Annotated in this window: 24 protein-coding genes; 22 read left to right on the forward strand and 2 right to left on the reverse strand. The window is 64.4% G+C overall.

The features are described from left to right. Nucleotides 1-149: 149 nt before the first annotated feature. Nucleotides 150-1,331 (forward strand): kinase, encoded by a 1,182-nt coding sequence (locus P0M12_RS26610; RefSeq protein WP_047270379.1) that lies wholly within the window; start codon nucleotides 150-152, stop codon nucleotides 1,329-1,331. A gap of 71 nt (nucleotides 1,332-1,402) precedes the next feature. On the opposite strand, the gene P0M12_RS26615 is transcribed toward P0M12_RS26610, so the two are convergent. Further along, nucleotides 1,403-1,783: a nuclear transport factor 2 family protein gene (locus P0M12_RS26615; protein WP_003944973.1), complete on the reverse strand. Its 381-nt coding sequence runs from the start codon at nucleotides 1,781-1,783 to the stop codon at nucleotides 1,403-1,405. A 210-nt stretch (nucleotides 1,784-1,993) separates the two neighbouring features. Between P0M12_RS26615 and P0M12_RS26620 the strand changes: the two genes are divergently transcribed. The 11 genes from P0M12_RS26620 (at nucleotide 1,994) to aroQ (ending at nucleotide 13,751) form a co-directional block, all read left to right on the forward strand. After that, complete coding sequence (locus P0M12_RS26620; protein ID WP_223304671.1) at nucleotides 1,994-3,319, forward strand: replication-associated recombination protein A; 1,326 nt, start codon at nucleotides 1,994-1,996, stop codon at nucleotides 3,317-3,319. A gap of 77 nt (nucleotides 3,320-3,396) precedes the next feature. Further along, nucleotides 3,397-6,069: an alanine--tRNA ligase gene (alaS, locus tag P0M12_RS26625; RefSeq protein WP_030536427.1), complete on the forward strand. Its 2,673-nt coding sequence runs from the start codon at nucleotides 3,397-3,399 to the stop codon at nucleotides 6,067-6,069. A 2-nt stretch (nucleotides 6,070-6,071) separates the two neighbouring features. Next, nucleotides 6,072-6,605 (forward strand): Holliday junction resolvase RuvX, encoded by a 534-nt coding sequence (ruvX, locus tag P0M12_RS26630; protein ID WP_156519475.1) that lies wholly within the window; start codon nucleotides 6,072-6,074, stop codon nucleotides 6,603-6,605. Beyond that, on the forward strand, nucleotides 6,602-7,912 hold the full coding sequence (mltG, locus tag P0M12_RS26635) for an endolytic transglycosylase MltG (protein ID WP_042445689.1): 1,311 nt from the start codon (nucleotides 6,602-6,604) through the stop codon (nucleotides 7,910-7,912). The genes ruvX and mltG overlap by 4 nt, the downstream gene beginning before the upstream one ends. Next, the gene (locus P0M12_RS26640) at nucleotides 7,902-8,741 is read left to right on the forward strand and encodes a shikimate dehydrogenase (RefSeq protein ID WP_047270380.1); all 840 of its coding nucleotides are present in this window, start codon (nucleotides 7,902-7,904) and stop codon (nucleotides 8,739-8,741) included. Before mltG ends, P0M12_RS26640 begins: the two co-directional genes overlap by 11 nt. Nucleotides 8,742-8,938: 197 nt before the next feature. Continuing rightward, nucleotides 8,939-9,445, forward strand: coding sequence for an A24 family peptidase (locus P0M12_RS26645; RefSeq protein WP_261943840.1), 507 nt, complete (start codon nucleotides 8,939-8,941; stop codon nucleotides 9,443-9,445). Between the two features lie 225 nt (nucleotides 9,446-9,670). After that, the gene (locus P0M12_RS26650) at nucleotides 9,671-10,369 is read left to right on the forward strand and encodes a S1 family peptidase (protein WP_007728030.1); all 699 of its coding nucleotides are present in this window, start codon (nucleotides 9,671-9,673) and stop codon (nucleotides 10,367-10,369) included. A 111-nt stretch (nucleotides 10,370-10,480) separates the two neighbouring features. After that, nucleotides 10,481-11,668, forward strand: coding sequence for a chorismate synthase (gene aroC, locus P0M12_RS26655; RefSeq protein WP_003944974.1), 1,188 nt, complete (start codon nucleotides 10,481-10,483; stop codon nucleotides 11,666-11,668). Nucleotides 11,669-11,681: 13 nt separating this feature from the next. After that, nucleotides 11,682-12,191 (forward strand): shikimate kinase, encoded by a 510-nt coding sequence (locus P0M12_RS26660; protein WP_003944778.1) that lies wholly within the window; start codon nucleotides 11,682-11,684, stop codon nucleotides 12,189-12,191. Between the two features lie 25 nt (nucleotides 12,192-12,216). Beyond that, nucleotides 12,217-13,326: a 3-dehydroquinate synthase gene (gene aroB, locus P0M12_RS26665; protein ID WP_003944873.1), complete on the forward strand. Its 1,110-nt coding sequence runs from the start codon at nucleotides 12,217-12,219 to the stop codon at nucleotides 13,324-13,326. Continuing rightward, nucleotides 13,323-13,751, forward strand: a complete 429-nt coding sequence (aroQ, locus tag P0M12_RS26670; protein ID WP_003944916.1) for a type II 3-dehydroquinate dehydratase — start codon at nucleotides 13,323-13,325, stop codon at nucleotides 13,749-13,751. Before aroB ends, aroQ begins: the two co-directional genes overlap by 4 nt. 87 nt (nucleotides 13,752-13,838) lie before the next feature. On the opposite strand, the gene P0M12_RS26675 is transcribed toward aroQ, so the two are convergent. Beyond that, entirely contained in the window at nucleotides 13,839-14,447 is a 609-nt protein-coding gene (locus P0M12_RS26675) for a B-4DMT family transporter (RefSeq protein WP_042919837.1), read from the reverse strand. A gap of 111 nt (nucleotides 14,448-14,558) precedes the next feature. Here P0M12_RS26675 and P0M12_RS26680 point away from each other — a divergent pair, with 111 nt between their 5' ends. The 10 genes from P0M12_RS26680 to pyrF all read left to right on the forward strand — a co-directional run bounded on the left by P0M12_RS26680 (nucleotide 14,559) and on the right by pyrF (nucleotide 25,758). Further along, a complete protein-coding gene (locus tag P0M12_RS26680; RefSeq protein ID WP_003944812.1) occupies nucleotides 14,559-15,653 on the forward strand; it encodes a Xaa-Pro peptidase family protein in 1,095 nt (364 codons plus the stop codon). Nucleotides 15,654-15,687: 34 nt separating this feature from the next. Further along, the gene (efp, locus tag P0M12_RS26685; RefSeq protein WP_003944958.1) at nucleotides 15,688-16,251 is read left to right on the forward strand and encodes an elongation factor P; all 564 of its coding nucleotides are present in this window, start codon (nucleotides 15,688-15,690) and stop codon (nucleotides 16,249-16,251) included. Then, complete coding sequence (gene nusB / locus P0M12_RS26690) at nucleotides 16,252-16,749, forward strand: transcription antitermination factor NusB (RefSeq protein ID WP_007728014.1); 498 nt, start codon at nucleotides 16,252-16,254, stop codon at nucleotides 16,747-16,749. Nucleotides 16,750-16,922: 173 nt separating this feature from the next. After that, nucleotides 16,923-17,564: a bifunctional pyr operon transcriptional regulator/uracil phosphoribosyltransferase PyrR gene (gene pyrR, locus P0M12_RS26695; RefSeq protein WP_003944977.1), complete on the forward strand. Its 642-nt coding sequence runs from the start codon at nucleotides 16,923-16,925 to the stop codon at nucleotides 17,562-17,564. Beyond that, nucleotides 17,561-18,505, forward strand: a complete 945-nt coding sequence (locus P0M12_RS26700; protein ID WP_003944883.1) for an aspartate carbamoyltransferase catalytic subunit — start codon at nucleotides 17,561-17,563, stop codon at nucleotides 18,503-18,505. The genes pyrR and P0M12_RS26700 overlap by 4 nt, the downstream gene beginning before the upstream one ends. A gap of 26 nt (nucleotides 18,506-18,531) precedes the next feature. Next, entirely contained in the window at nucleotides 18,532-19,839 is a 1,308-nt protein-coding gene (locus P0M12_RS26705) for a dihydroorotase (RefSeq protein WP_003944990.1), read from the forward strand. A 6-nt stretch (nucleotides 19,840-19,845) separates the two neighbouring features. Continuing rightward, nucleotides 19,846-20,412 (forward strand): transporter, encoded by a 567-nt coding sequence (locus P0M12_RS26710; protein WP_003944773.1) that lies wholly within the window; start codon nucleotides 19,846-19,848, stop codon nucleotides 20,410-20,412. Beyond that, entirely contained in the window at nucleotides 20,409-21,584 is a 1,176-nt protein-coding gene (gene carA, locus P0M12_RS26715) for a glutamine-hydrolyzing carbamoyl-phosphate synthase small subunit (RefSeq protein ID WP_007728009.1), read from the forward strand. Before P0M12_RS26710 ends, carA begins: the two co-directional genes overlap by 4 nt. Then, a complete protein-coding gene (gene carB, locus P0M12_RS26720; RefSeq protein ID WP_003945010.1) occupies nucleotides 21,584-24,940 on the forward strand; it encodes a carbamoyl-phosphate synthase large subunit in 3,357 nt (1,118 codons plus the stop codon). The genes carA and carB overlap by 1 nt, the downstream gene beginning before the upstream one ends. Further along, nucleotides 24,937-25,758 carry an orotidine-5'-phosphate decarboxylase gene (gene pyrF / locus P0M12_RS26725; RefSeq protein ID WP_007728008.1) on the forward strand — a complete coding sequence of 274 codons (822 nt, stop codon included), beginning with the start codon at nucleotides 24,937-24,939 and terminating at the stop codon, nucleotides 25,756-25,758. The genes carB and pyrF overlap by 4 nt, the downstream gene beginning before the upstream one ends. Nucleotides 25,759-25,814 lie beyond the last annotated feature (56 nt).

The raw sequence follows: 25,814 nt of genomic DNA on the forward strand, positions 1-25,814 counted from the left end.
GAGAGAACTGTGTGCCGGTGTGGCGATTGGGGACTTTTGTCATCGCCGCAGGTAGTCGGCAATTTCTGTTGCTGTGAGGCCTTGAATTCTCCGCTGCGAGCGGACGAGCTGGGCATGATCGGAGTCACTAACGGGTAAGTTGGTCGGTGATGACCGCATTACTGGCAGACCCCGTTTCCGAAGTCGTCGCAGCTGCTGAGCAGTTGCTGACACGCCGCACAGGGGCACCCGTAACCCTGGTGGATCCCGTAGATCTCGGGGGGAGTGGCCGCACCGTCGTGCTGCGCGTTCGTGTCGCCGAGAACCCGTTCTCCCTGCCCCGAACTTTGGTGATCAAGCAGGTCCGCGACAACTTCCAGGGAGCTACCAAAACAGCGATTGCGCTCCCGGCCGCGTCCGAAGGTGACTTCGACGTCGAGACCGCATTCCTTCGTGAAGCGGTGTCGTATCAGTTCGCCAACGCGCTTGCCAAGGACGCACGCCCCGGCGCCGAACTGTTGGCGTCCGACCTCGATGCTCGCCTCCTGATCCTGAGTGATCTCGGCGACGCCACCGCAATCAGCGTCCGACTCGAAGACTCCGACCCGGACACCGTCACTTACACGTTGATGGCCATGGCTCAGGCAATGGGACGCATGCACGCCGCGACCGTCGGCCGGGAGGACGACTTCACCGCACTGCTGCGTCGAGCCGAGGTTGCCCATTGCTCCGATGAAGTTGCGGATCAGGTGGGACGTGCCGTGGCCGGTGTTCCCGCGATGCTGGTGGAAAGTCTCGGCATCGATGTGAGTTCGGACATTCTCGAGCAGGTTCAGCATGCGCAGACACTGTTCAGCGGTGGCCGGTTCCGTGCCTTCAGTCCGTCGGACCTGTGCCCCGACAACATCATCGTCAACGACGACGGCGTGCAGTTCCTCGACTACGAGTGGGGTGGCTACCGCGATGCCCTCCTCGACATCACCTACGCGTTGGTGTCTTTCCCCGGTTGCCTGTGCAACATCGACCTGACCGAAGAGCGGGCGTCGGCGATGGTCGATGCCTGGCGGGCCGAGGTCGTGGGGATGTGGCCCGCCCTGGCCGACGAGGCCGAATTGGGCCGCCGGATTGTCGAGGCCCAACTCATCTGGGTCTGGCTCAGTACCTATCTGTACCTGCCCGAGGATCATTCGCGTATCGCCGCCGTCCGCGAACATTATCTCTCGATTCCACGCGCCGACGCACTGGTCGGACGCTGGGCCAGGCTCGCACGCTCGGCTCAGCTCGCCGGCAACGCCGCCGTCGAGGCACACGCCCGCGACGTCGTGGCGGCGCTGCGGACCGAGTTCAGCTGAGGCCCTGACCGATCACACACAGAAGGGCGCCCGTGCACGAAGCACGAGCGCCCTTTCTCGGTCGAGTCCGCTCAGTTGTCGGAGACCAGATCGTTCTCGGACAGGTCCGTCGCCGCGAGCGCCGTCGCCAGATCGGGATGCCGGAACGTCGACGTCACCTGGTCGGCCACGACTCGGAAAGCAGAGGCCAGGGTCGCGGACTTGTCCGGTTCGGCCGCCCACGTTGCGGTCTGTTCGACGACGACCACGCCGTGGTGGACGTACATCTTTCCGGGGACGAGCGTGATGCCGGCGTTGGTGGCCCACTCGCGCAGGGCAGCGAGTCCCTGGCTCGCGCCCTTGGGGCCGCCTACCTCGATGTCGTCACTCGACAACTGCAGCAGAGTGTCGACGTCTTGGGAGTTGAGTGCATCGTGCCACGCGAGGACGGTGGCGATCTCGGAGGTGCTCATGGCGACAACGCTATCCAATGCGGATTCACGACTGGGTGAGGGCTGGCGGAACAGCGGATTGTGTCGGGCGTCGGTGGTCTCTAGTAGCGTCGATTCGTGAGCGATTGGCAAGCGGAAGACAGTGTGGGGGCGAAAGACGGCGTGGTGGCGGAAGACGGCCTGTTCGAGGCAACTCCGGAGGAATCCGCGATCGTCGACGAACCAGATGTCGTGTCTGTAGCCGAGCGCGCCCTGTCCTCGGTGCCGCCCGGAGCTCCTCTGGCTGTCCGCATGCGTCCGCTCACTCTTGGTGAAGTTGTCGGTCAACAGCACTTACTCGGGCCCGGCGCGCCACTCCGCAGAATGGTCGAGGGGTCCGGCGCCGCATCGGTACTTCTGTACGGACCTCCCGGCACCGGCAAGACCACGCTCGCATCGTTGATCTCGGGTGCTACCGGCCGCCGGTTCGAGGCTCTGTCGGCTCTGTCCGCCGGAGTCAAAGAAGTCCGCGGTGTCATCGAACTCGCGCGCCGCCGCCTGCTGAACGGCGAACAAACCGTCTTGTTCATCGACGAAGTTCATCGCTTCTCCAAGACCCAGCAGGACGCCTTGCTCGCCGCGGTCGAGAACCGCATCGTGCTCTTGGTCGGCGCGACCACCGAGAACCCGTCGTTCTCGGTCGTCTCCGCTCTGTTGTCGCGCTCGTTGGTCCTGCAACTGCAATCGCTCACCGCTGCGGATGTCCAGGAACTGCTCGAGCGCGCTGTCGCCGACGAACGCGGGTTCGGCGGAGCGATCACGATCGACGACGACGCGATGGAACACCTCGTTCGTCTGGCGGCCGGCGACGCCCGCCGAGCCCTGACGGCACTCGAGGCTGCCGCCGGGGCTGCACTGGACACCGCAGGTGACGCTTCGGGCCCGGTGGTGCTCGACCTCGCGACCGTCGAGGCCAGTGTCGACAAGGCCGCGGTTCGGTACGACCGTGCCGGAGATCAGCACTACGACGTCATCAGTGCATTCATCAAGAGCATTCGTGGATCAGACGTCGACGCCGCCCTGCACTACCTCGCACGGATGCTGACCGCGGGCGAAGACCCTCGCTTCATCGCACGGCGTCTGGTGGTTCACGCCAGCGAAGACATCGGCATGGCTGATCCGATGGCGCTGCAGACTGCCACCGCCGCGGCGCAGGCAGTGCAGCTGATCGGTATGCCGGAGGCTCGTCTGGCGCTGGCACAGGCCACCATTCATCTGGCGACGGCTCCCAAATCGGGTGCGGTCATCGCCGCACTCGGCGCGGCCATGGCCGACGTGGCCGCCGGAAAATCCGGACTGGTACCGCCGCACCTGCGTGACGGGCACTACAAGGGCGCCGAGCAATTGGGCAACGCAGTCGGATACAAGTACCCGCACGACACACGTGATGGTGTTCTGCGGCAACAGTATCCACCGGACGATCTGGTGGGTGTCGACTATTACCAGCCCACCGCGCACGGCAACGAGCGGGAGATCGCCGATCGGGTGAGCAAACTTCGCCGAATAGTTCGTGGCTGACGCCTGCCAGGTTCCACCGGCCGACGCGTTAGTCTGGACACCCATAGCTCGACGCTCTTGAAGGTAAGGACCGGTTAGTGCAAACCCACGAGATCCGCAGGCGATTCCTCGACCACTTCGTCAAGGCCGGCCACACCGAGGTGCCCAGCGCCTCGCTGATTCTCGACGACCCGAACCTTCTGTTCGTCAACGCGGGCATGGTTCCGTTCGTGCCGTTCTTCCTCGGGCAGCAGACGCCGTCCTACTCACGGGCGACGTCCGTGCAGAAGTGCGTCCGCACCCTGGACATCGAAGAGGTCGGCATCACCACCCGCCACAACACCTTCTTCCAGATGGCGGGCAACTTCTCCTTCGGTGACTACTTCAAGAAGGAAGCCATCTCCCACGCCTGGCAGTTGCTGACAGGTTCGGTCGAGGACGGCGGATACGGCATCGATCCCACGCGCCTGTGGGCCACCGTCTACCTCGACGACGACGAAGCATTCTCGATCTGGCGCGACGAGGTAGGAGTGCCCGAAGAGCGCATCCAGCGCCGCGGCATGAAGGACAACTACTGGTCCATGGGCATTCCCGGGCCGTGCGGCCCCTGCTCGGAGATCTTCTACGACCGCGGCGCCGAATACGGCGTCGAGGGTGGCCCCGAAGCCGACGAGGATCGCTACATCGAGATCTGGAACCTCGTGTTCATGCAGAACGAGCGCGGCGAGGGCACCAACAAGGGCGACTACCCGATCCTCGGACCGTTGCCGAAGAAGAACATCGACACCGGCATGGGCGTCGAGCGCGTTGCGTTCCTCCTGCAGGGCGTCGAAAACGTCTACGAGACAGATCTTCTCCGCCCCGTCATCGACAAGGCCGCCGAACTGACCGGCAGTGTCTACGGGACCGACCACACTTCAGACGTCCGTTTCCGCGTCATCGCCGACCACGCACGCACCGCAGCGATGTTGATCGCCGACGGTGTGAACCCCGGCAACTACGGCCGCGGCTACGTCCTGCGCCGGTTGCTGCGTCGCATCGTGCGTTCGGCCAAACTGCTCGGCAGCGAGCAGCCCACCATGCGCGAGTTCATGGTCGTCGTCCGCGACACGATGGCGCCGTCGTACCCGGTTTTGGAAACCGACTTCACGCGCATCGAGAACGTCGCCGTCGGCGAGGAGACCGCGTTCCTCAAGACGCTGGCTTCGGGTTCTGCTCTGTTCGAGAATGCTGCCGAGACGGTCAAGTCGTCCGGAAAGTCGGTCATCGCCGGCGATCAGGCATTTGCACTGCACGACACCTACGGCTTCCCGATCGATCTCACGCTCGAGATGGCGTCCGAGGCCGGTCTCACCGTGGACGAGGACGGCTTCCGCACGCTCATGGCCGAGCAGCGCAAGCGCGCCAAGGACGACGCTCAGGCTCGTAAGCACGCCCACGCCGACCTCACGGTCTACAAGGAACTGCTCGACCGAGGCGCCACCGAGTTCACCGGTTTCGACGAGCTGGTCTCCGAGGCTCACGTCCTCGCACTGATCGTCGACGGCGTCCGTGTCCCGGTCGCGAAGGCCGGTCAGGACGTCGAGGTCATCCTCGACCGCAGCCCGCTCTACGCAGAGTCCGGTGGACAGATCGCCGACATCGGTTCGCTCACCGCGCCGGGCCTCGAAGCCAAGGTCAACGACGTACAGAAGATCGCCAAGAAGGTCTGGACGCACAAGGTGACGGTGCAGAAGGGCGAGATCACCGAGGGCGACGTCGTGCTCGCGCACGTCGACGCCGAGTGGCGCAAGGGTGCAACCCAGGGGCACTCCGGTACCCACATGGTGCACGCGGCGCTGCGTCAGGTGCTCGGCCCCAACGCGGTGCAGGCAGGCTCGCTCAACAAGCCGGGTTACCTCCGCTTCGACTTCTCCTGGCAGGGCGCGCTGTCCGACTCCCAGAAGCAGGACATCGAGGCACTCACCAACGAAGCCGTGGCGTCGAACTACGCGGTCAACACATTTGTCACGGATCTCGACAAGGCCAAGGCGATGGGTGCGATGGCACTCTTCGGTGAGAACTACGGCGACGAGGTTCGTGTCGTCGAAATCGGCGGCCCGTTCTCGATGGAACTGTGCGGTGGCACTCACGTCGGAAGCTCCGCACAGATCGGTCAGGTAACGCTGCTCGGTGAACAGTCGGTCGGCTCCGGAATCCGACGCGTCGAGGCGTACGTCGGTTTGGACTCCTACCGCTACCTCGCCAAGGAACGCGCGCTCCTGGCCGGACTCTCCTCCTCGCTGAAGGTTCCTTCGGAAGAGGTGCCCGCCCGCGTCGAGGCGCTCGTCGAGCGACTCAAGGTGGCCGAGAAGGAACTCGAACAGACAAAGGCCAAGGCAGTGCTGGCGTCAGCAGGCGAGTACGTCGCCAAGGCCAAGCGCATCGGCAGTGTCCTCGTCATCGCCGAGCCTGCTCCCGCCGGAGTCGGCGGAAACGACCTGCGCAGCCTCGTCACGGACATCAAGGGTCGCCTCGGCTCCGAACCTGCCGTCGTAGCTCTGCTCGGTGACGTCGACGGCAAGGTTCCGTTCGTGGTCGCCTCGAGCAAGGCAGCTCAAGGTCTCGGTGTGAAGGCCGGTGAGCTGGTCGCGTCGTTCGGTCCCAAGATCGGCGGCCGCGGCGGCGGAAAGCCCGACATGGCCCAGGGTTCGGGTTCGGACTCCGCAGGAATCCCGGCGGCGCTCGATGCGATCCGGGACAGAGTCGGAGAGCTGGCGGGCGGCAGCTGACGGTGATGGCTACGCAGCAGGGTCCCGATCGCCCCGGCATCGACGACCCTGGTCGCGGGCGGCGCATCGCCATCGACGTGGGCAGTGTTCGCATCGGCGTCGCGTCCAGCGACCCCGACGGCATCCTCGCGACACCGGTGGAAACGGTTCCACGCTCGAAGGAGCGTGGGCCCGACGCGCCGGATATCCGGCGCATTATCGCCATCGTGTCCGAATACGAGGCCGTTGAGGTTATCGTCGGACTGCCACAGACGCTGCGCGGTGAGCAAGGTAAAGCCGCCGGTATCGCGACTGCATTCGCCAAACGACTGCAGCGGGCCGTCGAACCGATCCCGGTGAGACTGTCCGACGAACGACTGACGACCGTCACGGCTGCGCGCAATCTCCGCGAAAGTGGAGTCAAGGCACGCGGCCAGCGACCGATGATCGATCAGGCTGCGGCGGTGGAAATCCTGCAAGGCTGGCTGGACGAGCGGAGTAGAGCTGTGAAACCAGGGGAGTCGTCGAAGGACGCTGCACTGGAGGGCGATCTGTGAACGCGCGGTGGGATGAGGGCGGCGGAAGCCGGCCCACCAGTTCGTTCGACTTCGACAACGACGAGACCATGGTCATGCGTGCACTGCCGCAGAACATCGATCCGCCGCATATGTCGCGAGCCGAGGCACGCAAGCAACGCGAAGCGCGCAACAAGCGCGCCAAGCGTGGCAAGAAGGTCGGCGTTCTCGCCCTGCTGGTGTTGGTGATCGCAGTCCTCGGTGTCGGTGCATACGGCGCTCTCTGGTACATGGATCGCAACAAGACCGCGGAGGATTTTGCCGGCCCCGGCGGCGCACCCGTGGTCATCCAGATCAACAGTGGAGAAACTGCATCGGAGATCGGTGCGACGCTCGAGGCGAAGAACGTCGTCGCGAGTTCCGCTGCTTTCTACAACGCGGCGATCGCCAATCCGTCTGAGATCCAGAAGGTGCAACCCGGCTTCTACCAGGTGCCGGTGCAGAGTAGCGCCGCGAGCGCACTCGACACCTTGGTTGCCCCGGACTCCCGAGTCGGCAGTGTTGTCATCGCCGAAGGGCGTCAGCTGCACGACAGTTCGGACGCGCAGACCGGCTCGCTCAAGAAGGGCATCTACAACCTCATTTCCGAGGCGAGTTGTGTCGGCCCGGTTTCCGCTCAGAAATGTGTCTCGACAGACGAATTGAACACTGCGGGAGCATCTTCCGATCTGGCTTCGCTCGGCGTGCCCGAATGGGCGATGTCGTCGGTCAAGAGCGTGCCGGACAAGGACCGTCAGCTCGAAGGCCTGATCGCCGCCAGCAGTTGGGATTTCGATCCCACTGCGACACCGACCGAGATCCTGCGGTCGTTGGTCGAGGGTAGCGCCGCCAAGTACGAGGCCACGGGAATTCTGACAGCCGGCAGCGGGGTCGGAATGTCTCCGTACCAGTTGTTGGTGGCAGCGTCGCTGGTCGAGCGTGAGGCGTTGCCCGCTGACATGGCCAAGGTCGCGCGGGTGATCGTCAACCGACTCGCAGTCGATCAGCCTCTGCAGTTCGACTCCACGGTCAACTATTCACTCGACACCACCGAGGTCGCAACCACGGATGCCGACCGTGAGCGCGTCACGCCGTGGAACACGTACGCAATGCCGGGTCTGCCTGCAACGCCCATCGCTTCGCCGAGCATCGACGCACTGAAGGCCGTGGAATCGCCGGCGGCCGGTGACTGGTTGTACTTCGTCACGATCAACAAGGAAGGCCAGACGCTCTTCACCAAGAGCTACGAGGAGCATTTGGCCAACATCGAACTGGCACAGCAAAGTGGGATTCTCGACAGTGGACGGTAGTACCGCGACTTCGCTCGCGACGCCCCGTAAGGCGGCAGTTCTCGGAAGCCCGATCGCTCACTCGAAGTCCCCGTTGCTGCATCTTGCGGCGTACGCGGCTTTGGGGCTGAGCGATTGGACCTACGAGCGGATCGAATGCACCGGCGAGCAGTTGCCTGCCCTCGTCGACTCACTCGGCCCCGAATGGATCGGCCTCTCGGTGACGATGCCGGGCAAGATCGCAGCACTCGAATATGCCACCGAACGCACACCGCGAGCGGTGACCATCGGCTCGGCCAACACCCTGGTTCGCATCGACGGCGGTTGGCGTGCCGACTGCACGGACGTCGACGGAGTCAGCGGTGCGTTGATCGCCGGCGGTGTCGGCGATCTCAGCGGCACTTCGGCGGTAGTTGTCGGCGCGGGCGGCACCGCGCGGCCGGCATTGGTCGCGTTGGCCGACATGGGAGTTCGGACAGTCACCGTGGTCGCGCGTGATCCGGGGCGCGCATCCGGTGCCATCGAATGCGGCGGTGCTGTCGGGTTGGACATTGATCTGGTCGCCTTCGACGACGCACGGCTAGGCGGGATCTGTGCCGAATCCTCGGTCTTGGTCAGTACCGTTCCCGCGGAAGCGGCAGCGCCCTTTGCCCAGCAATTGGGGAAGGCGCGATTTGTCCTCGACGCGATCTACAACCCCTGGCCGACGCCACTTGCTTCGGTTGTCGAGGCGGCCGGTGGCACGGTGATCGGTGGCCTCGAGATGTTGCTCAATCAGGCCTTCGGGCAGGTAGAGCAGTTCACGGGCAAGCCCGCTCCGCGAGAGGCGATGGCAGCCGCTATCGCTTAGGTCTGTTCACAGTGTCGAGGTAGTCCACAAGACGATTCGTAGTCTGCCGCTGGCGAACGGCAGACGCCAAGCTCGAAACCATGTGGACGTTGATGGTCTTGGCAGGCTCGGGGGTAGTCGCTGGCTTCGGAGCTCGGGCGATCGTCGACAATTGGTTGCGGCGACACGGTTATCGACCAGTCGTGACTTTCTGTTGTGTGCCGCAGTGCGCCGTCGCAACAGGCTGGGTTGTCGTCGGTGCGCTGAATACCTCGGTGGTGCAGTTATTTTCCGGTCTCGCCGTGGTGTGGTGGTGCGTCGCGATCTCGACTGTCGACCTGGCTGTGCGTCGGCTGCCCAACAGTTTCACGCTGCCGGGCTACGCCGTCGTGATGGTCTACGCGACGGTGTCGGGAACGGTGTGGGTGGCGGTGGTGGGGTCGGCACTGCTCGCCGGAATCCACCTCCTGGCGCACGTGATGTCGCCTGGTTCCATGGGCGTCGGCGATGTGAAGCTCTCGCTTCCTCTGGGCGCCGTGACCGGATTGGTGGGAGCGGACGCCTGGCTGTGGTCGTTGGTGTCTGCCTCGGTGCTCACCGCAACGCTGGGCACCGCGCTGGAACTGCGAAGACGAGGGCCGGTAGCCCACAATTCGCCCATTGCGCACGGACCCTCGATGTGCCTGGCAGCCTGCGGTTCGATTGCGTTTGCCTGGCTGACGTGACGAGTGCAACATCCGCGAGAAGTCTGGCGTTATTGACCGTTCAACGACGGACGGTGAACTGCAGGAAAGACGTAACCGTCGGTTTCATAAATGCGGGTATTGCCAGCGCGCGGTCCCAGTATGCGGCGAGTCGGACTTGCCGAATGTCCACACCCTGACGTTCACTGAGGTTTCGGAAATGGGACAAAACGAATCTCGTTTCGCACTCGATTATCGGGGGAACCTATGCGCACAAGGCTTTTCGTCGCTGCGGCAGCCTGTTTGGCGGCTGTGGCTGCAGGAGCGGGCGTCGCCGGCGCCGCGCCTGCACCTTCATCGGTGGCACTGGGCGGGGGCTCAGGAATCCTGCTGCCGGACGTGGATCACTCCGATCCTGACCGAGTTGCAGCATGCACGTTGACCGCGGTCGGCTACGACAACGCCGGTTCTCTCGTGGCACTCACCGCCGGACACTGCGGAGTTGTCGGGGACCGGGTGTTCGCCGAGTACCTGCCCGAGGCCGGACCCATCGGTCGGTTCTCTTACTCGAGTCCGGTCTCGGACATCGCCGTGATCGATCTCGACGACGCCAAGGTAGCTCCGCTGCGTACCGTCGGCGGCACGACGATCAACGGAATCGGCGCCCCGCCGGCCCCGGGCACGATCGTGTGCAAGGAAGGCCGTTCGACCGGCAACACGTGCGGTATCACCTGGGGTTACGACTCCGTCTACGGTGAGATCGTCGAGCACACGTGCTCGATTCCCGGTGATTCCGGTGGACCGCTCGTCGTCGGTGACCGCCTGGTGGGCTTGATCAGCAACGGCTACCCGCCGTACTGCTTCGAGCCGCTTCCGCCGCCGTTCCACGCTCCCGACAACTCGGCGGACATCAACATCGGTTTGGCTGACATCAACGCAAACGGTGGAGGATTCCGCCTGTTCTAGACCCACAGGTACCTCTGAGATGGCCCACACGCCTCGTGCGTGTGGGCCATCTGTGTTCACCGGGAGGACCACTGTGACAACTGAGGTCTGCGACGTGGAAAGATGGTCGGCGTGCTGCGTTGGATAACTGCCGGAGAATCCCATGGTCCCGCCCTCGTCGCGATGCTCGAGGGCATGGTCGCGGGGGTCGAAGTGACCTCTGAGGCCATCTCGTCGGAACTTGCCCGTCGTCGACTCGGTTACGGCCGTGGCGCACGGATGAAGTTCGAGGCCGACAAGGTCACCATCATCGGCGGTGTCCGCCACGGATTTACGCTCGGTGGCCCCGTGGCCATCGAGATCGGCAACACCGAGTGGCCCAAGTGGGAAACCATCATGTCCGCCGACCCGGTCGACCCGGACCTGCTCGCCGATCAGGCTCGCAATGCCCCGTTGACGCGCCCGCGTCCCGGACACGCCGATTACAGCGGCATGCTCAAGTACGGCTTCAACGATGCGCGTCCCGTCCTCGAGCGCGCCAGCGCTCGCGAGACCGCAGCCCGCGTGGCCGCTGGAACCGTCGCACGGTCCTTCCTGCGTCAGGTATTCGGTGCCGAGGTCGTTTCACACGTTATTTCCATCGGTGCTTCCGAGCCGTACGTCGGACCCGTGCCGGAGGGCAAGGATCTCGACGCGATCGACGCGAGCCCGGTCCGCGCATTCGACAAGGCTGCAGAAGAGTCGATGATCGCCGAAATCGAATCGGCGAAGAAGGACGGCGACACCCTCGGTGGCGTCGTGGAGGTCGTCATCCACGGCCTGCCGGTCGGACTCGGCACTTTCGTCAGCGGCGCCGAGCGTCTCGATTCACGACTTGCTGCTGCTCTCATGGGAATTCAGGCCATCAAGGGTGTCGAGGTCGGCGACGGCTTCGAGACCGCGCGCCGTCGTGGCAGCGAAGCTCACGACGAAATCCGCCCGGGCCCGGACGGCATCGTGCGCTCCACGAACCGCGCAGGCGGTATCGAAGGTGGCATGACCAATGGTGAGGCTCTTCGAGTTCGCGCCGCGATGAAGCCGATCTCGACGGTTCCGCGCGCTCTGGCGACGGTCGACATGGAGAGCGGCGAGGAAGCGGTTGCCATCCACCAGCGCAGCGACGTGTGCGCGGTTCCGGCCGCCGGCGTCGTCGCCGAGTCGATGGTCGCGCTCGTGGTGGCTCAGGCCGCACTCGAAAAGTTCGGTGGTGATTCCATTGCTGAAACCACTGCCAACTACCGTCGTTACGCCGAGGGCATCGCAGCCCGACCGCCTCGATAGGACTCACGTATCGATGAAGCCGAAGGCTGTACTCATCGGTCCGCCCGGTGCCGGCAAATCGACCATCGGTCGACGTCTCGCGCAGGCACTCGAACTCGAGTTGGTCGATACCGACGCCGAGATCGAACGGACCACGGGTAGGACGATCCCGGAGATCTTCACCCATGACGGAGAGCCTCGGTTTCGTGAAATCGAGGAATCGGTGGTTCGCGAAGCATTGCAGTCCACCGACGGAATCGTCTCGCTCGGCGGTGGTGCGATCCTCTCCGATCGCACGCGCGAACTGCTCCAGGGGCACACGGTCATCTACCTCGAGATCAGTGTCGCCGAAGGGCTTCGCCGCACGGGGGCGAACAATCATCGCCCGCTGCTGGCCGGCGGAGATCCCAAGGTCAAGTACCAGGAGTTGATGAGGCGTCGTCGTCCGCTGTACCGGCGTTCGGCCACGATTCGGATTCGGACCGACGGCCGAAGTCCGGCGCGTGTCGTCGGGCAACTGGTGTCGAAACTTCAAGACAAATGAACAACCGGAGCGGAGTAGTGGAGCAGTGACCGAACCCGTACGTGTAGAGGTGAAGACCGCAAGTCCTTACCCGGTCGTGATCGGCCGCGGCCTGCTCGGTGATCTCGTTGCCGAGTTCGACGGCGCGCGCACTGTCGCGATCTTCCATCAGCCGCCGCTGGCAGAGACCGCGGAGGCCGTACGGGCTGCGTTGGCGGAGAAGGGAATCGACGCCCACCGTATCGAGATCCCCGATGCCGAGGACGGCAAGGATCTTGCTGTCGCGGGCTTCTGCTGGGACGTGCTCGGCCGGATCGGCCTGACTCGCAGCGACGCGATCATGAGCTTGGGCGGGGGAGCGGCGACCGACCTCACCGGCTTCGTCGCGGCTACGTGGATGCGCGGTGTCAAGGTAGTTCACGTCCCCACCACCTTGCTCGCGATGGTCGACGCAGCAGTGGGCGGCAAGACCGGTATCAACACCGAAGCGGGCAAGAACCTCGTCGGTTCGTTCCACGAACCGGGAGCGGTGTTCATCGATCTCGCGACGCTCGAGACTGTGCCGCACAACGAGATCGTTGCAGGTATGGCCGAGGTCATCAAGACCGGATTCATCGCCGACCCGGTGATCCTGGATCTCATCGAAGCCGATCCCAAGGCAGCTCTCGATCCGTCGGGAACTGTTCTGCCCGAGTTGATTCGGCGCTCCGTAGAGGTCAAGGCCAAGGTCGTGGCCGCGGACCTGCGCGAGTCGGATCTGCGCGAAATCCTCAACTACGGCCACACCCTCGGCCACGCGATCGAACGTCGTGAGCGCTACAAGTGGCGCCACGGTGCCGCTGTCTCCGTCGGCCTGGTCTTCGCTGCCGAACTCGGACGGCTCGCGGGCCGACTCGACGACGCCACCGCGGATCGTCACAAGTCGATCCTCGATCTCGTCGGGCTGCCGACGTCGTACGACGGTGATGCGTTCGGCGATCTGATGAAGGGAATGCAGACCGACAAGAAGAACCGTGCCGGGCTGCTGCGTTTCGTGGTCCTCGACGGACTGGCCAAGCCGGGTCGCCTCGAGGGGCCGGATCCGAGTCTGCTGGTTGCGGCGTACTCCGCGATTGCCCGCGATGCGCGGCCGGCCGGCGGAACGGTCCTGCTGTGAGGATCAACGTCGTCAACGGACCCAATCTGGGGCGTCTGGGTAAGCGTCAGCCCGAGGTCTACGGCGCGACCACACACGACGATCTGATCGAATTGTGCGTCGCGGCAGGCAAGGAGCTCGGTGTCGAGGTGATCGTCCGTCAGAGCGATCACGAAGGCGATCTGCTCGGTTGGATCCACGACGCGGCGGACGCGGGGGAACCGGTGATCCTCAATGCCGGTGGCTTGACGCACACGTCGGTGGTCCTGCGAGATGCATGCGCCGAACTGACCGCAGGTCTCGTCGAGGTACACATCTCGAACGTTCATGCGCGAGAAGAGTTTCGGCACCACTCCTACCTGAGTCCGATTGCGACCGGAGTGATCGTCGGACTCGGCGTCGCCGCGTATCCGCTGGCGATCAGGTTCCTCGCCGAGCGAGGCTGAACGAGGCAAGTCGAAAAAACAGTCACACGAATGCGGCCCCGAGGAGAATATCCTCGGGGCCGCATTCGGTTGTGTGGACGGCGGGCGTTACTGCTCGCGCTTGCCCAGATCGATCGCCGGGAAGACCGCGGTATCGGCGTCGGATTCCTCGACGGACATGGCGGCTCCGCTGTATGCGTGCTGCTCGGTGGGGGAGTCGTAGCCCTCGCTGACGGGCACCGGTTCGTGGTGACGCTCGTGGGACGGGGTCTGCGGAGCTGTTCCGTTCTTGCGCTGTTCACGGCTGACGAAGAAGCGTCCGACAGTGATGGCGATCATGGCGGGGACGAAGATGAGAAGGATCGTGAACGCCGCACCGGAGGTCACCTCGAAGAACAAGCCCTGCTGGGTCAGTTCGAGGGAGGGGACGAGGCTGAGTGCCCAGCTGGCAGCGCCGGAGACGAACCCGCCGACCAATGCGGCCTTGAGCCACAGCATGGTCAGATCGGCGCCGTCCTCGGGTTCGGGGAAGTTCCGGCGGTCACGAATGCCGTCGATACCACCCCAGATCGCGGCGAAGACGATGACGATCAACAGGGACAGCCAGCGCAGGGTGGACCCCTGAAGTGGCCACTGTGCGATCGCTGCACCGAGCAACGCACGAAACACAACATGTATCAGGGCCATGCCGAGGCCACGTACCAACCACGCATTCATGGGTACAGCCTAACTAGAACCCATTACACCTTGTGGCCTAACCCACACTTATTGCTGTAACCGCGAGTTTCGAGTTGATCGGCAGGTCTGCGCGGGCGGTAGGTTCGAGGGATGCCGGTCGACTTCAGAACACGCCGTGAATCCCTCAGACGCCTCCTCTCGGAGCGCGAACTCGACGCGATTCTCGTCACAGATCTCCTCAACATCAGATACCTCACCGGTTTCACCGGTTCCAATGCGGCGCTCGTCGTCAGTGCATCGGATTCAGCGTCCGACGAGCGTGAGACGGTGATCTGCACCGACGGCCGCTACGTGACGCAGGTGTCAGAGCAGGTGCCGGACCTTCGGGCCGAAATCGCCCGTTCGAGTGCTGCGCACTTGATCGAGAAGTCCACGGCGCCCGTTCTTGCGTTCGAGTCACATGTGGCGACGTTCGCCGAACATCGGGCTTGGACCGAAGCAGCGCCGAAGATCCGGTTCGAACCGGTGAGCGGACTCGTCGAACAATTGCGCATGGTCAAGGACGAGTACGAGGTGGAGTTGTTGCGAGCCGCGTGCACCGCAGCCGATGTCGCGTTGGCGCAGTTGATCGCTCGCGGTGGCCTGCGACCTGGCCGAACGGAACGAGAGGTCGGCCGCGAGCTGGAAAATCTGATGCTCGACAACGGGGCGGACGGTATTTCCTTCGAGACGATCGTGGCGGCCGGCGCCAACTCGGCGATTCCGCATCACCGACCGACCGATGCGATCCTGGCGTCGGGTGACTTCGTCAAACTCGACTTCGGAGCCCAGGTCGGTGGGTACCACTCGGACATGACACGGACCTACGTGCTCGAGTCCGTTTCCGATTGGCAACGGGAGATCTACGAGCTCGTCGCGCGTTCGCAAGCTGCCGGTTGCGACGCGCTCGCGCCGGGTGTCGAATGTGCGGCAGTCGACGCCGTCGCCCGTGCGGTGATCGACGATGCAGGCTACGGCGAGTTGTTCCTGCACGGCCTCGGCCACGGTGTGGGGCTCGAAATCCACGAAGCACCGGGGATCGGCAAGCTCGGCACCGGTACACTTCTTTCCGGCGCGGCGGTGACCGTCGAGCCGGGCGTGTACTTCTCCGGGCGCGGAGGTGTACGGATCGAGGACACGCTCGTTGTTCGTGAGCAGGGGCCAGAGCTGCTCACACTGACCGCAAAAGACCTTACCGTCGTCTGAGACGGTTTCCCGACCCCTAGGAGACGCGAAGCAAGTGGCTTCCACCAGTGATTTCAAGAATGGTCTGGTTCTGCAGATCGAAGGCCAGCTGTGGACGATCATCGAGTTCCAGCACGTCAAGCCCGGCAAGGGCCCTGCCTTCGTGCGCACCAAGCTCAAGAACGTGCTCTCGGGCAAGGTAGTGGACAAGACGTTCAACGCCGGTGTGAAGGTCGAGACCGCCACGGTCGACCGTCGTGACATGACGTACCTGTACCACGACGGCAGCGACTACATCTTCATGGACGGCGACACCTACGACCAGGTGTCGATCAGCGAATCCACCGTCGGCGACCAGTCGCGTTTCCTGCTCGAGAACATGGCAGTCCAGGTCGCGACCCACGAAGACGTTCCCCTCTTCGTCGAGCTTCCGGTCACCGTCGAGCTCGTCGTCAAGCACACCGATCCGGGCCTGCAGGGCGACCGCTCCACCGGCGGCACCAAGCCTGCGACCCTCGAGACCGGTGCCGAGATCAACGTCCCGCTCTTCATCAACACCGGTGACAAGCTCAAGGTCGATTCTCGTGACGGCAACTACCTCGGGCGTGTGAATTCCTGAGTGTCCGGCACACATAAGAAACTCGGTGCACGCCACAAGGCGCGCAAGCGTGCCGTCGACTTCCTCTTCGAAGCCGAGGCACGTGACCTCGATCCGGTCGCACTGGCGTCGGAGCGTTCCGATCTGTCCGTCAAGGACGACGCGGTAGCACCCGTAGCGGCCTACACCGTCACGTTGGTGTCCGGCGTTGCGGAGAATCTGGACCGGATCGATCAGGTCATCTCCTCGCATCTGCAGGACTGGACGCTCGAGCGTCTGCCCGCCGTCGACCGTGCGATTCTGCGTATCGCCGTGTGGGAGCTCTTCCACGCGACGGACGTTCCGCCGGTTGTCGCCGTGGACGAGGCCGTCGAACTCGCGAAGCAGCTCTCGACGGACGACTCTCCGGGATTCGTCAACGGAATCCTCGGCCAGGTCGTTCTCGTTGCGCCGCAGGTTCGATCGGCTGCGGCCGCGACCTCCCAGCGCGCGCAGGAATCGGATTCGGGTACCGAGTAGCAAGTTTTGTTCCACCACCGCCGTGCGAGTGTCACCGAGCGCGTTGTGTGTCTGCACACAACCGGTCGGAGTCGCTGCTCGCACGGCGGGATCAGGTCTGTCGGCTGATAGGGTGGGGACCGTCAGACATCCTTTAACGATCCGTCCAGTGAGGCGGAGAAGGAGGTCGCTGCATGAGCGTGCCCGAAGGGTCTCGCCCATCCGATCTTGCAGGTCCAGGTAACTCGAAGGCGCCGGTCGGTGCCGAGGCAGGTAGCGAAACCCGCGAATTGTTGTCCGCCCAGGATGTGGGCCGGACCATCGCGCGGATCGCTCACGAGATCATCGAGAAGACCGCACTCGACGGACCCGAGGGAACTGCCCCTCGTGTGGTCCTGATCGGGATCCCGACGCGTGGAACCACCCTCGCCACGCGACTGCGCGCCAAGATCGAAGAATTCTCCGGTGTGCGTCTTCCCATCGGATCTCTCGACATCACCCTCTACCGCGACGATCTCCGGAACAAGCCGCACCGCCCGCTCGAGCGCACGTCCGTCCCCGAAGGTGGCGTCGACAATGCGCTGGTCGTTCTCGTGGACGACGTCCTCTTCTCCGGTCGCACCGTGCGCTCGGCACTTGACGCGTTGCGCGATCTGGGCCGCCCCCGCGCGGTCCAACTCGCAGTGCTCGTGGATCGTGGTCACCGCGAACTCCCGCTGCGCGCCGACTACGTCGGCAAGAACGTCCCGACCGCGAGGTCCGAGGACGTCAAGGTTCTCCTCCAGGAGCACGACGGCAGGGAAGCGGTAGTCATCTCCGGGGGTAAGAGCGCGTGAAGCACCTACTTTCCATCGCGGACCTCGATCGTGAGTCCGCGGTAGAACTTCTCGACGAGGCAGAACGGTTCGAGCAGGCACTTCTGGGACGAGAGGTACGCAAGCTCCCGACGCTGCGCGGACGCACGGTCATGACGGTGTTCTTCGAGAACTCGACGCGCACCCGGGTGTCTTTCGAGGTGGCAGGCAAATGGATGAGTGCCGACGTCATCAATGTCAGCGCATCCAGTTCCTCGGTGTCCAAAGGTGAATCCCTGCGCGATACCGCGATGACCCTGCGCGCGGCCGGTGCCGACGCACTCATCGTGCGCCACCCGGCTTCGGGCGCCGCCCACCAGATCGCAAAGTGGACCGGAGCGGCCGACGACGGTGGCCCGGCAGTCATCAACGCAGGTGACGGCACGCACGAGCACCCCACTCAGGCGCTTCTCGACGCTTTGACCCTTCGCCAGCGTCTCGGCGACATCGAGGGCAAGCGGATCGCCATCGTCGGCGACATCCTGCACAGCCGTGTCGCCCGCTCCAACGCACTGCTGCTCTCGATGCTCGGTGCCGAGGTTGTTCTTGTTGCGCCGCCGACACTGCTGCCGGTCGGTGCGCACACGTGGCCGGTCACGGTCTCGCATTCGCTCGACGCGGAACTGCCCGGACTCGACGCGGTGCTGATGCTGCGGGTTCAGGCCGAACGCATGAACGGTGGCTTCTTCCCGTCGCAGCGCGAGTACTCGATCAACTACGGCCTGTCCGAGAAGCGGCTGGCGATGCTGGCCGATCACGCGGTGGTCCTGCACCCCGGCCCGATGCTGCGCGGCATGGAGATTGCATCCGCCGTTGCCGATTCCTCCAAAACTGCTGTACTGCAACAGGTTACCAACGGCGTACACATGCGCATGGCTGTCTTGTTCCGACTGCTGGTCGGGTCGGAGGACGGTGCGCTGTGACCAGAAACGAGAACGGAGAATCACCCGTGAGTGTCCTGCTCCGCGGAGTCCTGATCTACGGAGAAGGTGAGCCCACCGACGTACTCGTCGGCGACGGCACGATCCTCGAGATCGGCGTGGACCTCGATCCGGCCACGGCATCCGAGGTGATCGATGCCGGCGGGCAGATCCTGCTTCCCGGCTTCGTGGACCTGCACACACATCTGCGTGAGCCCGGCCGCGAAGACACCGAGACCATCGAAACCGGAAGCTCGGCAGCGGCTCTGGGTGGATACACCGCGGTCTTCGCGATGGCCAACACGAGTCCCGTCGCCGATTCGGTGGTCATCACCGATCACGTCTGGCGACGCGGGCAGGAAGTCGGCCTCGTCGACGTCCACCCCGTCGGCGCAGTCACAGCAGGCCTGGAAGGCAAGCAACTCGCCGAGATGGCGACCATGGCCGCAGGCGTCGGCAAGGTCAAGATGTTCTCCGACGACGGCCACTGCGTCTACGACCCACTGATCATGCGTCGCGCGCTCGAATACTCCAGCTCACTGGGCGTCCTGATCGCCCAGCACGCGGAAGAGCCGCGCTTGACCGTCGGTGCGGTCGCCCACGAGGGCCCCACGGCCGCGCGTCTCGGCCTGGCCGGATGGCCGCGAGCAGCCGAAGAATCGATCGTGGCCCGCGACGCACTGCTCGCGCGTGACGCCGGCGCCCGCGTTCACATCTGCCACGCCTCCACCGCCGGAACCGTCGAACTCGTGAAGTGGGCTCGCAGCCAAGGGATTTCGATCACCGCCGAGGTCACCCCGCATCACCTGCTCCTCGACGATTCACGGCTCGAGACGTACGACGCGATCAACAAGGTCAACCCGCCCTTGCGTGAGGCCAGTGACGTTGCCGCGCTGCGCAAGGGTCTGGCCGAGGGAATCATCGACTGCGTCGCGACCGACCATGCTCCGCACGCCGAGCAGGACAAGTGCTGCGAGTTCGCAGCCGCTCGCCCTGGAATGCTCGGCCTCGAGACCGCACTCTCGATCATCGTGCAGACGATGGTCCAGCCCGGCCTGTTGGACTGGCGCGGTGTTGCCCGGGTCATGAGCGAGCGCCCCGCGGCAATCGTCGGCCTCGACGATCAGGGCCGTCCCATCGAGGTGGGGGAGCCCGCGAACCTGACATTGGTCGATCCGTCGGCCGAGTGGACGGTCCACGGTCCCGACCTGGCGAGTGTCGCGCATAACACTCCGTACGAGTCGATGACATTGCCCGCTCGGGTCACGACCACACTGTTACGTGGCCGCATCACCGCACACGACGGGAATGTGCGGCTGCGGAGTAGCGAGGAGTAGCGCGTCATGGACAGAGCACTGTGGATCATCGGTCTGGCGATCTTCTGGGTCGCGATGATCGGCCTGATGTACGTCGGCTGGCGTGGACGCGCTCGACGCCAGAAAGACAAGATCGGCGAACTGCCGACGGTACCGGCAACCCTGGGTGAACTGCTCGTCCTGCCGACCACCGGCCTGTACGTCGGCAGCACCATCGCACCCAGTTGGCAGGACCGAATCGCCGTCGGCGACCTCGGTTTCCGCGCCACCTGCGAGATCAGCCGCTACAGCGGCGGAATTCTGGTCGAGCGTGACGGCGCGTCGGCGATCTGGATTCCGGAGAAGTCGATCCGCGCGATCCGCACGGAGAACGGTCTTGCCGGCAAGGTCATGAGCAAGGACGGCGTCCTGGTGATTCGCTGGGAATTGCCGAGCGGAACCGAGATCGACACGGGCGTGCGCGGTGACGACAAGACGGTTTATCCGGACTGGGTCAAGCCGGTGACTGCTTCGAACAAGACCGCTTCGAACAAGACGAATGACAACGAAGACGCAAGCTCTGGCGACATCGAGCAGAACGGAAAGAACGCATGAGCGGCTTTGACAACAGCCCCGCAGTACTGGTCCTCGAAGACGGACGGGTGTTCCGCGGAACCACCTTCGGTGCGGTTGGACAGACCCTGGGCGAAGCGGTGTTCAGCACCGGAATGACCGGCTACCAGGAAACGCTCACCGATCCCAGCTACCACCGCCAGATCGTCGTCTCCACCGCACCGCAGATCGGCAACACCGGCTGGAACGACGAAGACGACGAGTCGGTTGGACCGACCGGCGAGCGTGCCGGCGCCAAGATCTGGGTTGCCGGGTACGTCGTTCGTGACCCCTCGCGCGTCACCTCGAGCTGGCGTGCAACCGGTTCGCTCCAGGCCAAGCTCGAAGAGCAGGGCATCGTCGGAATCGCCGGGATCGACACCCGCGCCCTGGTTCGCCACCTGCGTACTCGCGGTTCGATGAAGGCCGGAATTTTTTCCGGTGAAGCCATCGCCGCCGATGACGAACTGGTCCGACGGGTTCAGGATCAGCCGACCATGCTCGGCGCCGATCTTGCCGGTGAGGTCAGCACCACCAGCGGCTACGTCGTCGAGCCGAAGGGCGGGGAGGCGCTGTACACGGTTGCCGCCATCGACCTCGGTATCAAGACCAACACCCCGCGCATGTTCGCCGAGCGCGGTATCCGCGTCCACGTGTTGCCGTCCAACGCGAGTCTCGAACAGATCCTCGACCTGAAGGCCGACGGAGTGTTCCTCTCCAACGGTCCCGGTGACCCAGCCACCGCCGACGGCGCAGTCCACCTCACGAAAGAGGTCATCGGACAGGGCTTGCCGCTGTTCGGTATCTGCTTCGGCAACCAGATCCTGGGCCGCGCCCTGGGCCTGAGCACCTACAAGATGAAGTTCGGCCACCGCGGAATCAACATCCCGGTGATCGAGCATCAGACCGGTCGCATCGCGATCACCGCTCAGAACCACGGCTTCGCGCTCGAAGGCGAAGCCGGTCAGGAATTCGACACCCCGTTCGGCCGCGCGGTGGTCAGCCACACCTGCGCCAACGACGGAGCCGTCGAAGGTGTTCGCCTGCTGGACGATTCGGCCTTCTCGGTGCAGTACCACCCCGAGGCGGCAGCCGGCCCGCACGACGCCGCGTACCTCTTCGACCGCTTCACCAGCCTGCTCTCCGCACGGAAAGAAACCGGAGTCAAGAACTAATGCCACGCCGTACAGATCTCAAGCACATCCTGGTAATCGGCTCCGGTCCGATCGTCATCGGTCAGGCCTGCGAGTTCGACTACTCGGGCACCCAGGCCTGCCGCGTCCTCCAGGAGGAGGGCCTGCGCGTCAGCCTGGTCAACTCCAACCCGGCCACCATCATGACGGACCCCGAGTTCGCCGACGCCACGTACGTCGAGCCGATCACGGCCGAGTTCCTCGAGAAGGTCATCGCCAAGGAAGCCTTGCAGGGCAACAAGATCGACGCCGTCCTCGCGACGCTCGGCGGTCAGACTGCGCTCAACGCCGCAGTGGCGCTGCACGAGCAGGGCATCCTCGAGAAGTACGACGTCGAACTGATCGGCGCAGACTTCGACGCCATTCAGCGCGGCGAGGATCGCCAGAAGTTCAAGGACATCGTCGCCAAGGTCGGTGGCGAATCCGCGAAGTCCGCAGTTTGCTACACGATGGACGAAGTACACGCCACGGTCGCCGAACTCGGCTACCCGGTTGTCGTGCGTCCGTCCTTCACCATGGGCGGCCTCGGTTCCGGCATGGCGTACGACGTCGACGATCTCAACCGCATCGCCGGTGGCGGTCTGGCCGCGTCGCCGACGGCGAACGTCCTGATCGAGGAATCCATCCTCGGCTGGAAGGAATACGAACTCGAGCTCATGCGCGACAGTCGCGACAACGTCGTGATCGTCTGCTCCATCGAGAACGTCGACCCGGTCGGTGTCCACACCGGAGACTCGGTCACCGTCGCCCCGGCGATGACGCTGACCGACCGCGAGTACCAGGCGATGCGCGACCTTTCCATCGACATTCTGCGTGAGGTGGGCGTCGACACCGGCGGCTGCAACATCCAGTTCGCGATGGACCCGAAGGACGGCCGCCTGGTCGTCATCGAGATGAACCCGCGTGTCTCCCGCTCGTCGGCTCTGGCGTCGAAGGCGACCGGTTACCCGATCGCGAAGATGGCGGCCAAGCTTGCCATCGGCTACACGCTCGACGAGATCGTCAACGACATCACCAAGGAAACCCCGGCTTGCTTCGAGCCGACGCTCGACTACGTCGTCGTCAAGGCTCCGCGGTTCGCTTTCGAGAAGTTCCCCGGTGCCGACGGAACTCTGACCACCACGATGAAGTCGGTGGGCGAGGCCATGAGCATCGGCCGCAACTTCACCGAGGCTTTCGGCAAGGTCATGCGTTCGCTCGAGACCAAGCGTGCGGGTTACTGGACCGGCGCCGACATCGAGACGGAGAGCCTGGATGCACTGCTCGCCGATCTGAGCGTTCCGCAGGACGGCCGCATGTACGGCATCGAGAAGGCATTCGCGCTCGGCGCAACTGTCGAGCAGCTCTTCGACGCCACCAAGATCGATCCGTGGTTCCTCGACCAGTTCCAGCAGATTCACGAGCTCGGTGAAAAGCTGCGCGCTGCAGAGTCTTTCGACGAGGCTTCCCTGCGTCAGGCCAAGTACCACGGCATCTCGGACCGCCAGATCGCGGCTCTGCGCCCCGAACTCGGTGGTGACACGCACGCAGGTGAGGACGCCGTTCGCGCTCTGCGTGATCAGCTGGGCGTGCGCCCCGTCTACAAGACCGTCGACACCTGCGCCGCAGAGTTCGAGGCCAAGACGCCGTACCACTACTCGACCTACGAGCTCGATCCCGAGGCCGAGTCCGAAGTTGCTCCGCAGACCGAGCGACCCAAGGTTCTGATCCTCGGATCCGGCCCCAACCGCATCGGTCAGGGCATCGAGTTCGACTACTCGTGTGTCCACGCGGCGCAGACGCTGTCCGAGGCCGGGTACGAGACCGTCATGGTCAACTGCAACCCCGAGACCGTCTCCACGGACTACGACACCGCTGATCGCCTGTACTTCGAGCCGCTGACGTTCGAGGACGTCTTCGAGGTCTACCGCGCGGAGGCGCAGTCGGGAACCGTTGCCGGCGTCATCGTCCAGCTCGGCGGCCAGACCCCGCTCGGACTGGCGAAGCGTCTCGAAGCTGCCGGCGTCCCCATCGTGGGAACCAGCCCCGCAGCCATCGACCTGGCGGAGGACCGCGGCGAATTCGGTCGCGTGCTCACCGAAGCCGGTCTGCCTGCACCGAAGTTCGGTACCGCCACCACGTTCGACGGCGCCCGCGAGATCGCAGCAGGCATCGGCTACCCGGTGCTGGTGCGTCCGTCGTACGTGCTCGGTGGACGCGGCATGGAGATCGTCTACGACGAGGCTTCCCTCGCCGACTACATCTCGCGCGCCACGGAGATCTCCGACGATCGTCCGGTCCTGGTCGACCGCTTCCTCGAAGACGCGGTCGAGATCGACGTCGACGCTCTGTGTGACGGCACCGAGGTGTACCTCGGCGGCGTCATGGAGCACATCGAGGAAGCCGGCATTCACTCCGGTGACTCGGCGTGTGCGCTCCCGCCCATCACTCTGGGCCGGGCGGATCTCGAGAACGTCCGCCGCTCCACCGAGGCTCTCGCGAAGGGCATCGGCGTCAAGGGCCTGCTCAACGTCCAGTACGCCCTCAAGGACGACATCCTCTACGTGCTGGAAGCAAATCCCCGCGCCAGCCGCACGGTTCCGTTCGTGTCCAAGGCGACGGCCGTCCAGCTGGCCAAGGCATGCGCCCGCGTCATGCTCGGCGAATCCATCGCGGAACTGCGTGCGAGCGGCATTCTGCCGGCGAAGGGCGACGGCGGAAACACCCCGGCCGGTGCACCGATCGCGGTCAAGGAAGCTGTGTTGCCGTTCAACCGCTTCCGCCGCGCCGACGGTACCGGCGTGGATACCTTGCTCAGCCCGGAAATGAAGTCCACCGGTGAAGTCATGGGAATCGACTTCGACTTCGGTACGGCTTTTGCCAAGTCGCAGACTGCCGCCTACGGTTCGTTGCCCACCACGGGCGCGGTGTTCGTCTCGGTCGCCAACAAGGACAAGCGTTCGCTGATCTTCCCGGTCAAGCGCCTGGCAGACCTCGGATTCACCATTCTTGCCACCGAAGGAACCGCAGATGTTTTGCGGCGCAACGGTATCGAGTGCAAGCAGGTGTACAAGCAGTCGGGTGAAGATGTTCCGGCCGGTGCCGAGACCATCGTCGACCAGATCCGCAGCGGCGAGGTCGCCATGGTCATCAACACGCCGTACGGCAACAACGGCCCGCGTGTCGACGGCTACGAGATCCGAAGCGCAGCGGTTGCGTCGAACATCCCGTGCATCACGACGGTGCAGGGCGCCTCGGCTGCCGTGCAGGGCATCGAAGCAGCCATTCGCGGCGACATCGGAGTTCACTCCCTGCAGGAATTGCACGCAGGTCTTCGTCAGCCGGCACAGCAGTCGTGAGTCACAGTTGGGGGCAGCGTCTCCGGTCCGCGATCGCGGACCGGGGGCGGCTGTGCGTCGGTATCGACCCGCATCCCGCGCTTCTCGACGCGTGGGGACTGCCGCGTACGGCCGAAGGTCTCGAGACTTTCGCCGAGATCTGCGTCGAGGCCTTCACCGGTGAGGTCGGACTGGTCAAACCTCAGGTCGCGTTCTTCGAGGCTTACGGCAGCGCCGGCTTCGCCGTGTTGGAGCGGACCATCTCGGTTCTTCGCGATGCGGGAACTCTGGTCGTCGCGGATGCCAAGCGCGGTGACATCGGTTCGACGATGGACGCGTACGCGCAAGCCTGGTTGGGTGATTCGCCGTTGGCCTCCGACTCGGTCACCGTTTCGCCGTACCTGGGATTCGGGGCGCTGACTCCGACACTCGAACTGGCACGGCAGAACGCCCGCGGGATCTTCGTCCTGGCACGAACCTCCAATCCGGAAGGCGGCGTACTTCAACAGTCGTCGACTGACGGTGTGAGCGTGGCTCAGTCGATCGTCGACGCTGCGGTCGATGCGAACGGCGACGGCCGTGACACCGTCGGACTGGTGGTCGGTGCAACTCGGGACCACGGTCTGGACCTGTCGCAGTTCAACGGCCCGATTCTCGCTCCGGGACTCGGCGCTCAGGGTGCGACGGCAGCGGATCTCGCAGACATCTTCGCGGGATCGACCGAGCTCCTGCTGCCGAACACTTCCCGTGGGGTGCTCAAGCATGGTCCTTCGGTATCGGCACTTCGGGAGGCAGCAATGCGTGACCGAGACGAGATCGAAGCCGCATTGGCGAACTGATCCGTGAGTGACCTCGAGGCTCGTTCGAGCGGTGGAACCCGGTGGTACCGTCCGTC

It is taken from the genome of Rhodococcus sp. RCBS9 (assembly GCF_029457415.1).
Lineage (GTDB): Bacteria > Actinomycetota > Actinomycetes > Mycobacteriales > Mycobacteriaceae > Rhodococcus_F > Rhodococcus_F qingshengii.

Excerpts from the sequence above, each read along its gene's own strand:
- P0M12_RS26610 (WP_047270379.1), top strand. The coding sequence starts at position 150 with ATGACCGCATTACTGGCAGACCCCGTTTCCGAAGTCGTCGCAGCTGCT.
- P0M12_RS26615 (WP_003944973.1), bottom strand. The coding sequence starts at position 1,783 with ATGAGCACCTCCGAGATCGCCACCGTCCTCGCGTGGCACGATGCACTC.
- P0M12_RS26650 (WP_007728030.1), top strand. The coding sequence starts at position 9,671 with ATGCGCACAAGGCTTTTCGTCGCTGCGGCAGCCTGTTTGGCGGCTGTG.
- P0M12_RS26660 (WP_003944778.1), top strand. The coding sequence starts at position 11,682 with ATGAAGCCGAAGGCTGTACTCATCGGTCCGCCCGGTGCCGGCAAATCG.
- P0M12_RS26675 (WP_042919837.1), bottom strand. The coding sequence starts at position 14,447 with ATGAATGCGTGGTTGGTACGTGGCCTCGGCATGGCCCTGATACATGTT.
- P0M12_RS26680 (WP_003944812.1), top strand. The coding sequence starts at position 14,559 with ATGCCGGTCGACTTCAGAACACGCCGTGAATCCCTCAGACGCCTCCTC.
- pyrR (WP_003944977.1), top strand. The coding sequence starts at position 16,923 with ATGAGCGTGCCCGAAGGGTCTCGCCCATCCGATCTTGCAGGTCCAGGT.
- P0M12_RS26710 (WP_003944773.1), top strand. The coding sequence starts at position 19,846 with ATGGACAGAGCACTGTGGATCATCGGTCTGGCGATCTTCTGGGTCGCG.
- carA (WP_007728009.1), top strand. The coding sequence starts at position 20,409 with ATGAGCGGCTTTGACAACAGCCCCGCAGTACTGGTCCTCGAAGACGGA.
- carB (WP_003945010.1), top strand. The coding sequence starts at position 21,584 with ATGCCACGCCGTACAGATCTCAAGCACATCCTGGTAATCGGCTCCGGT.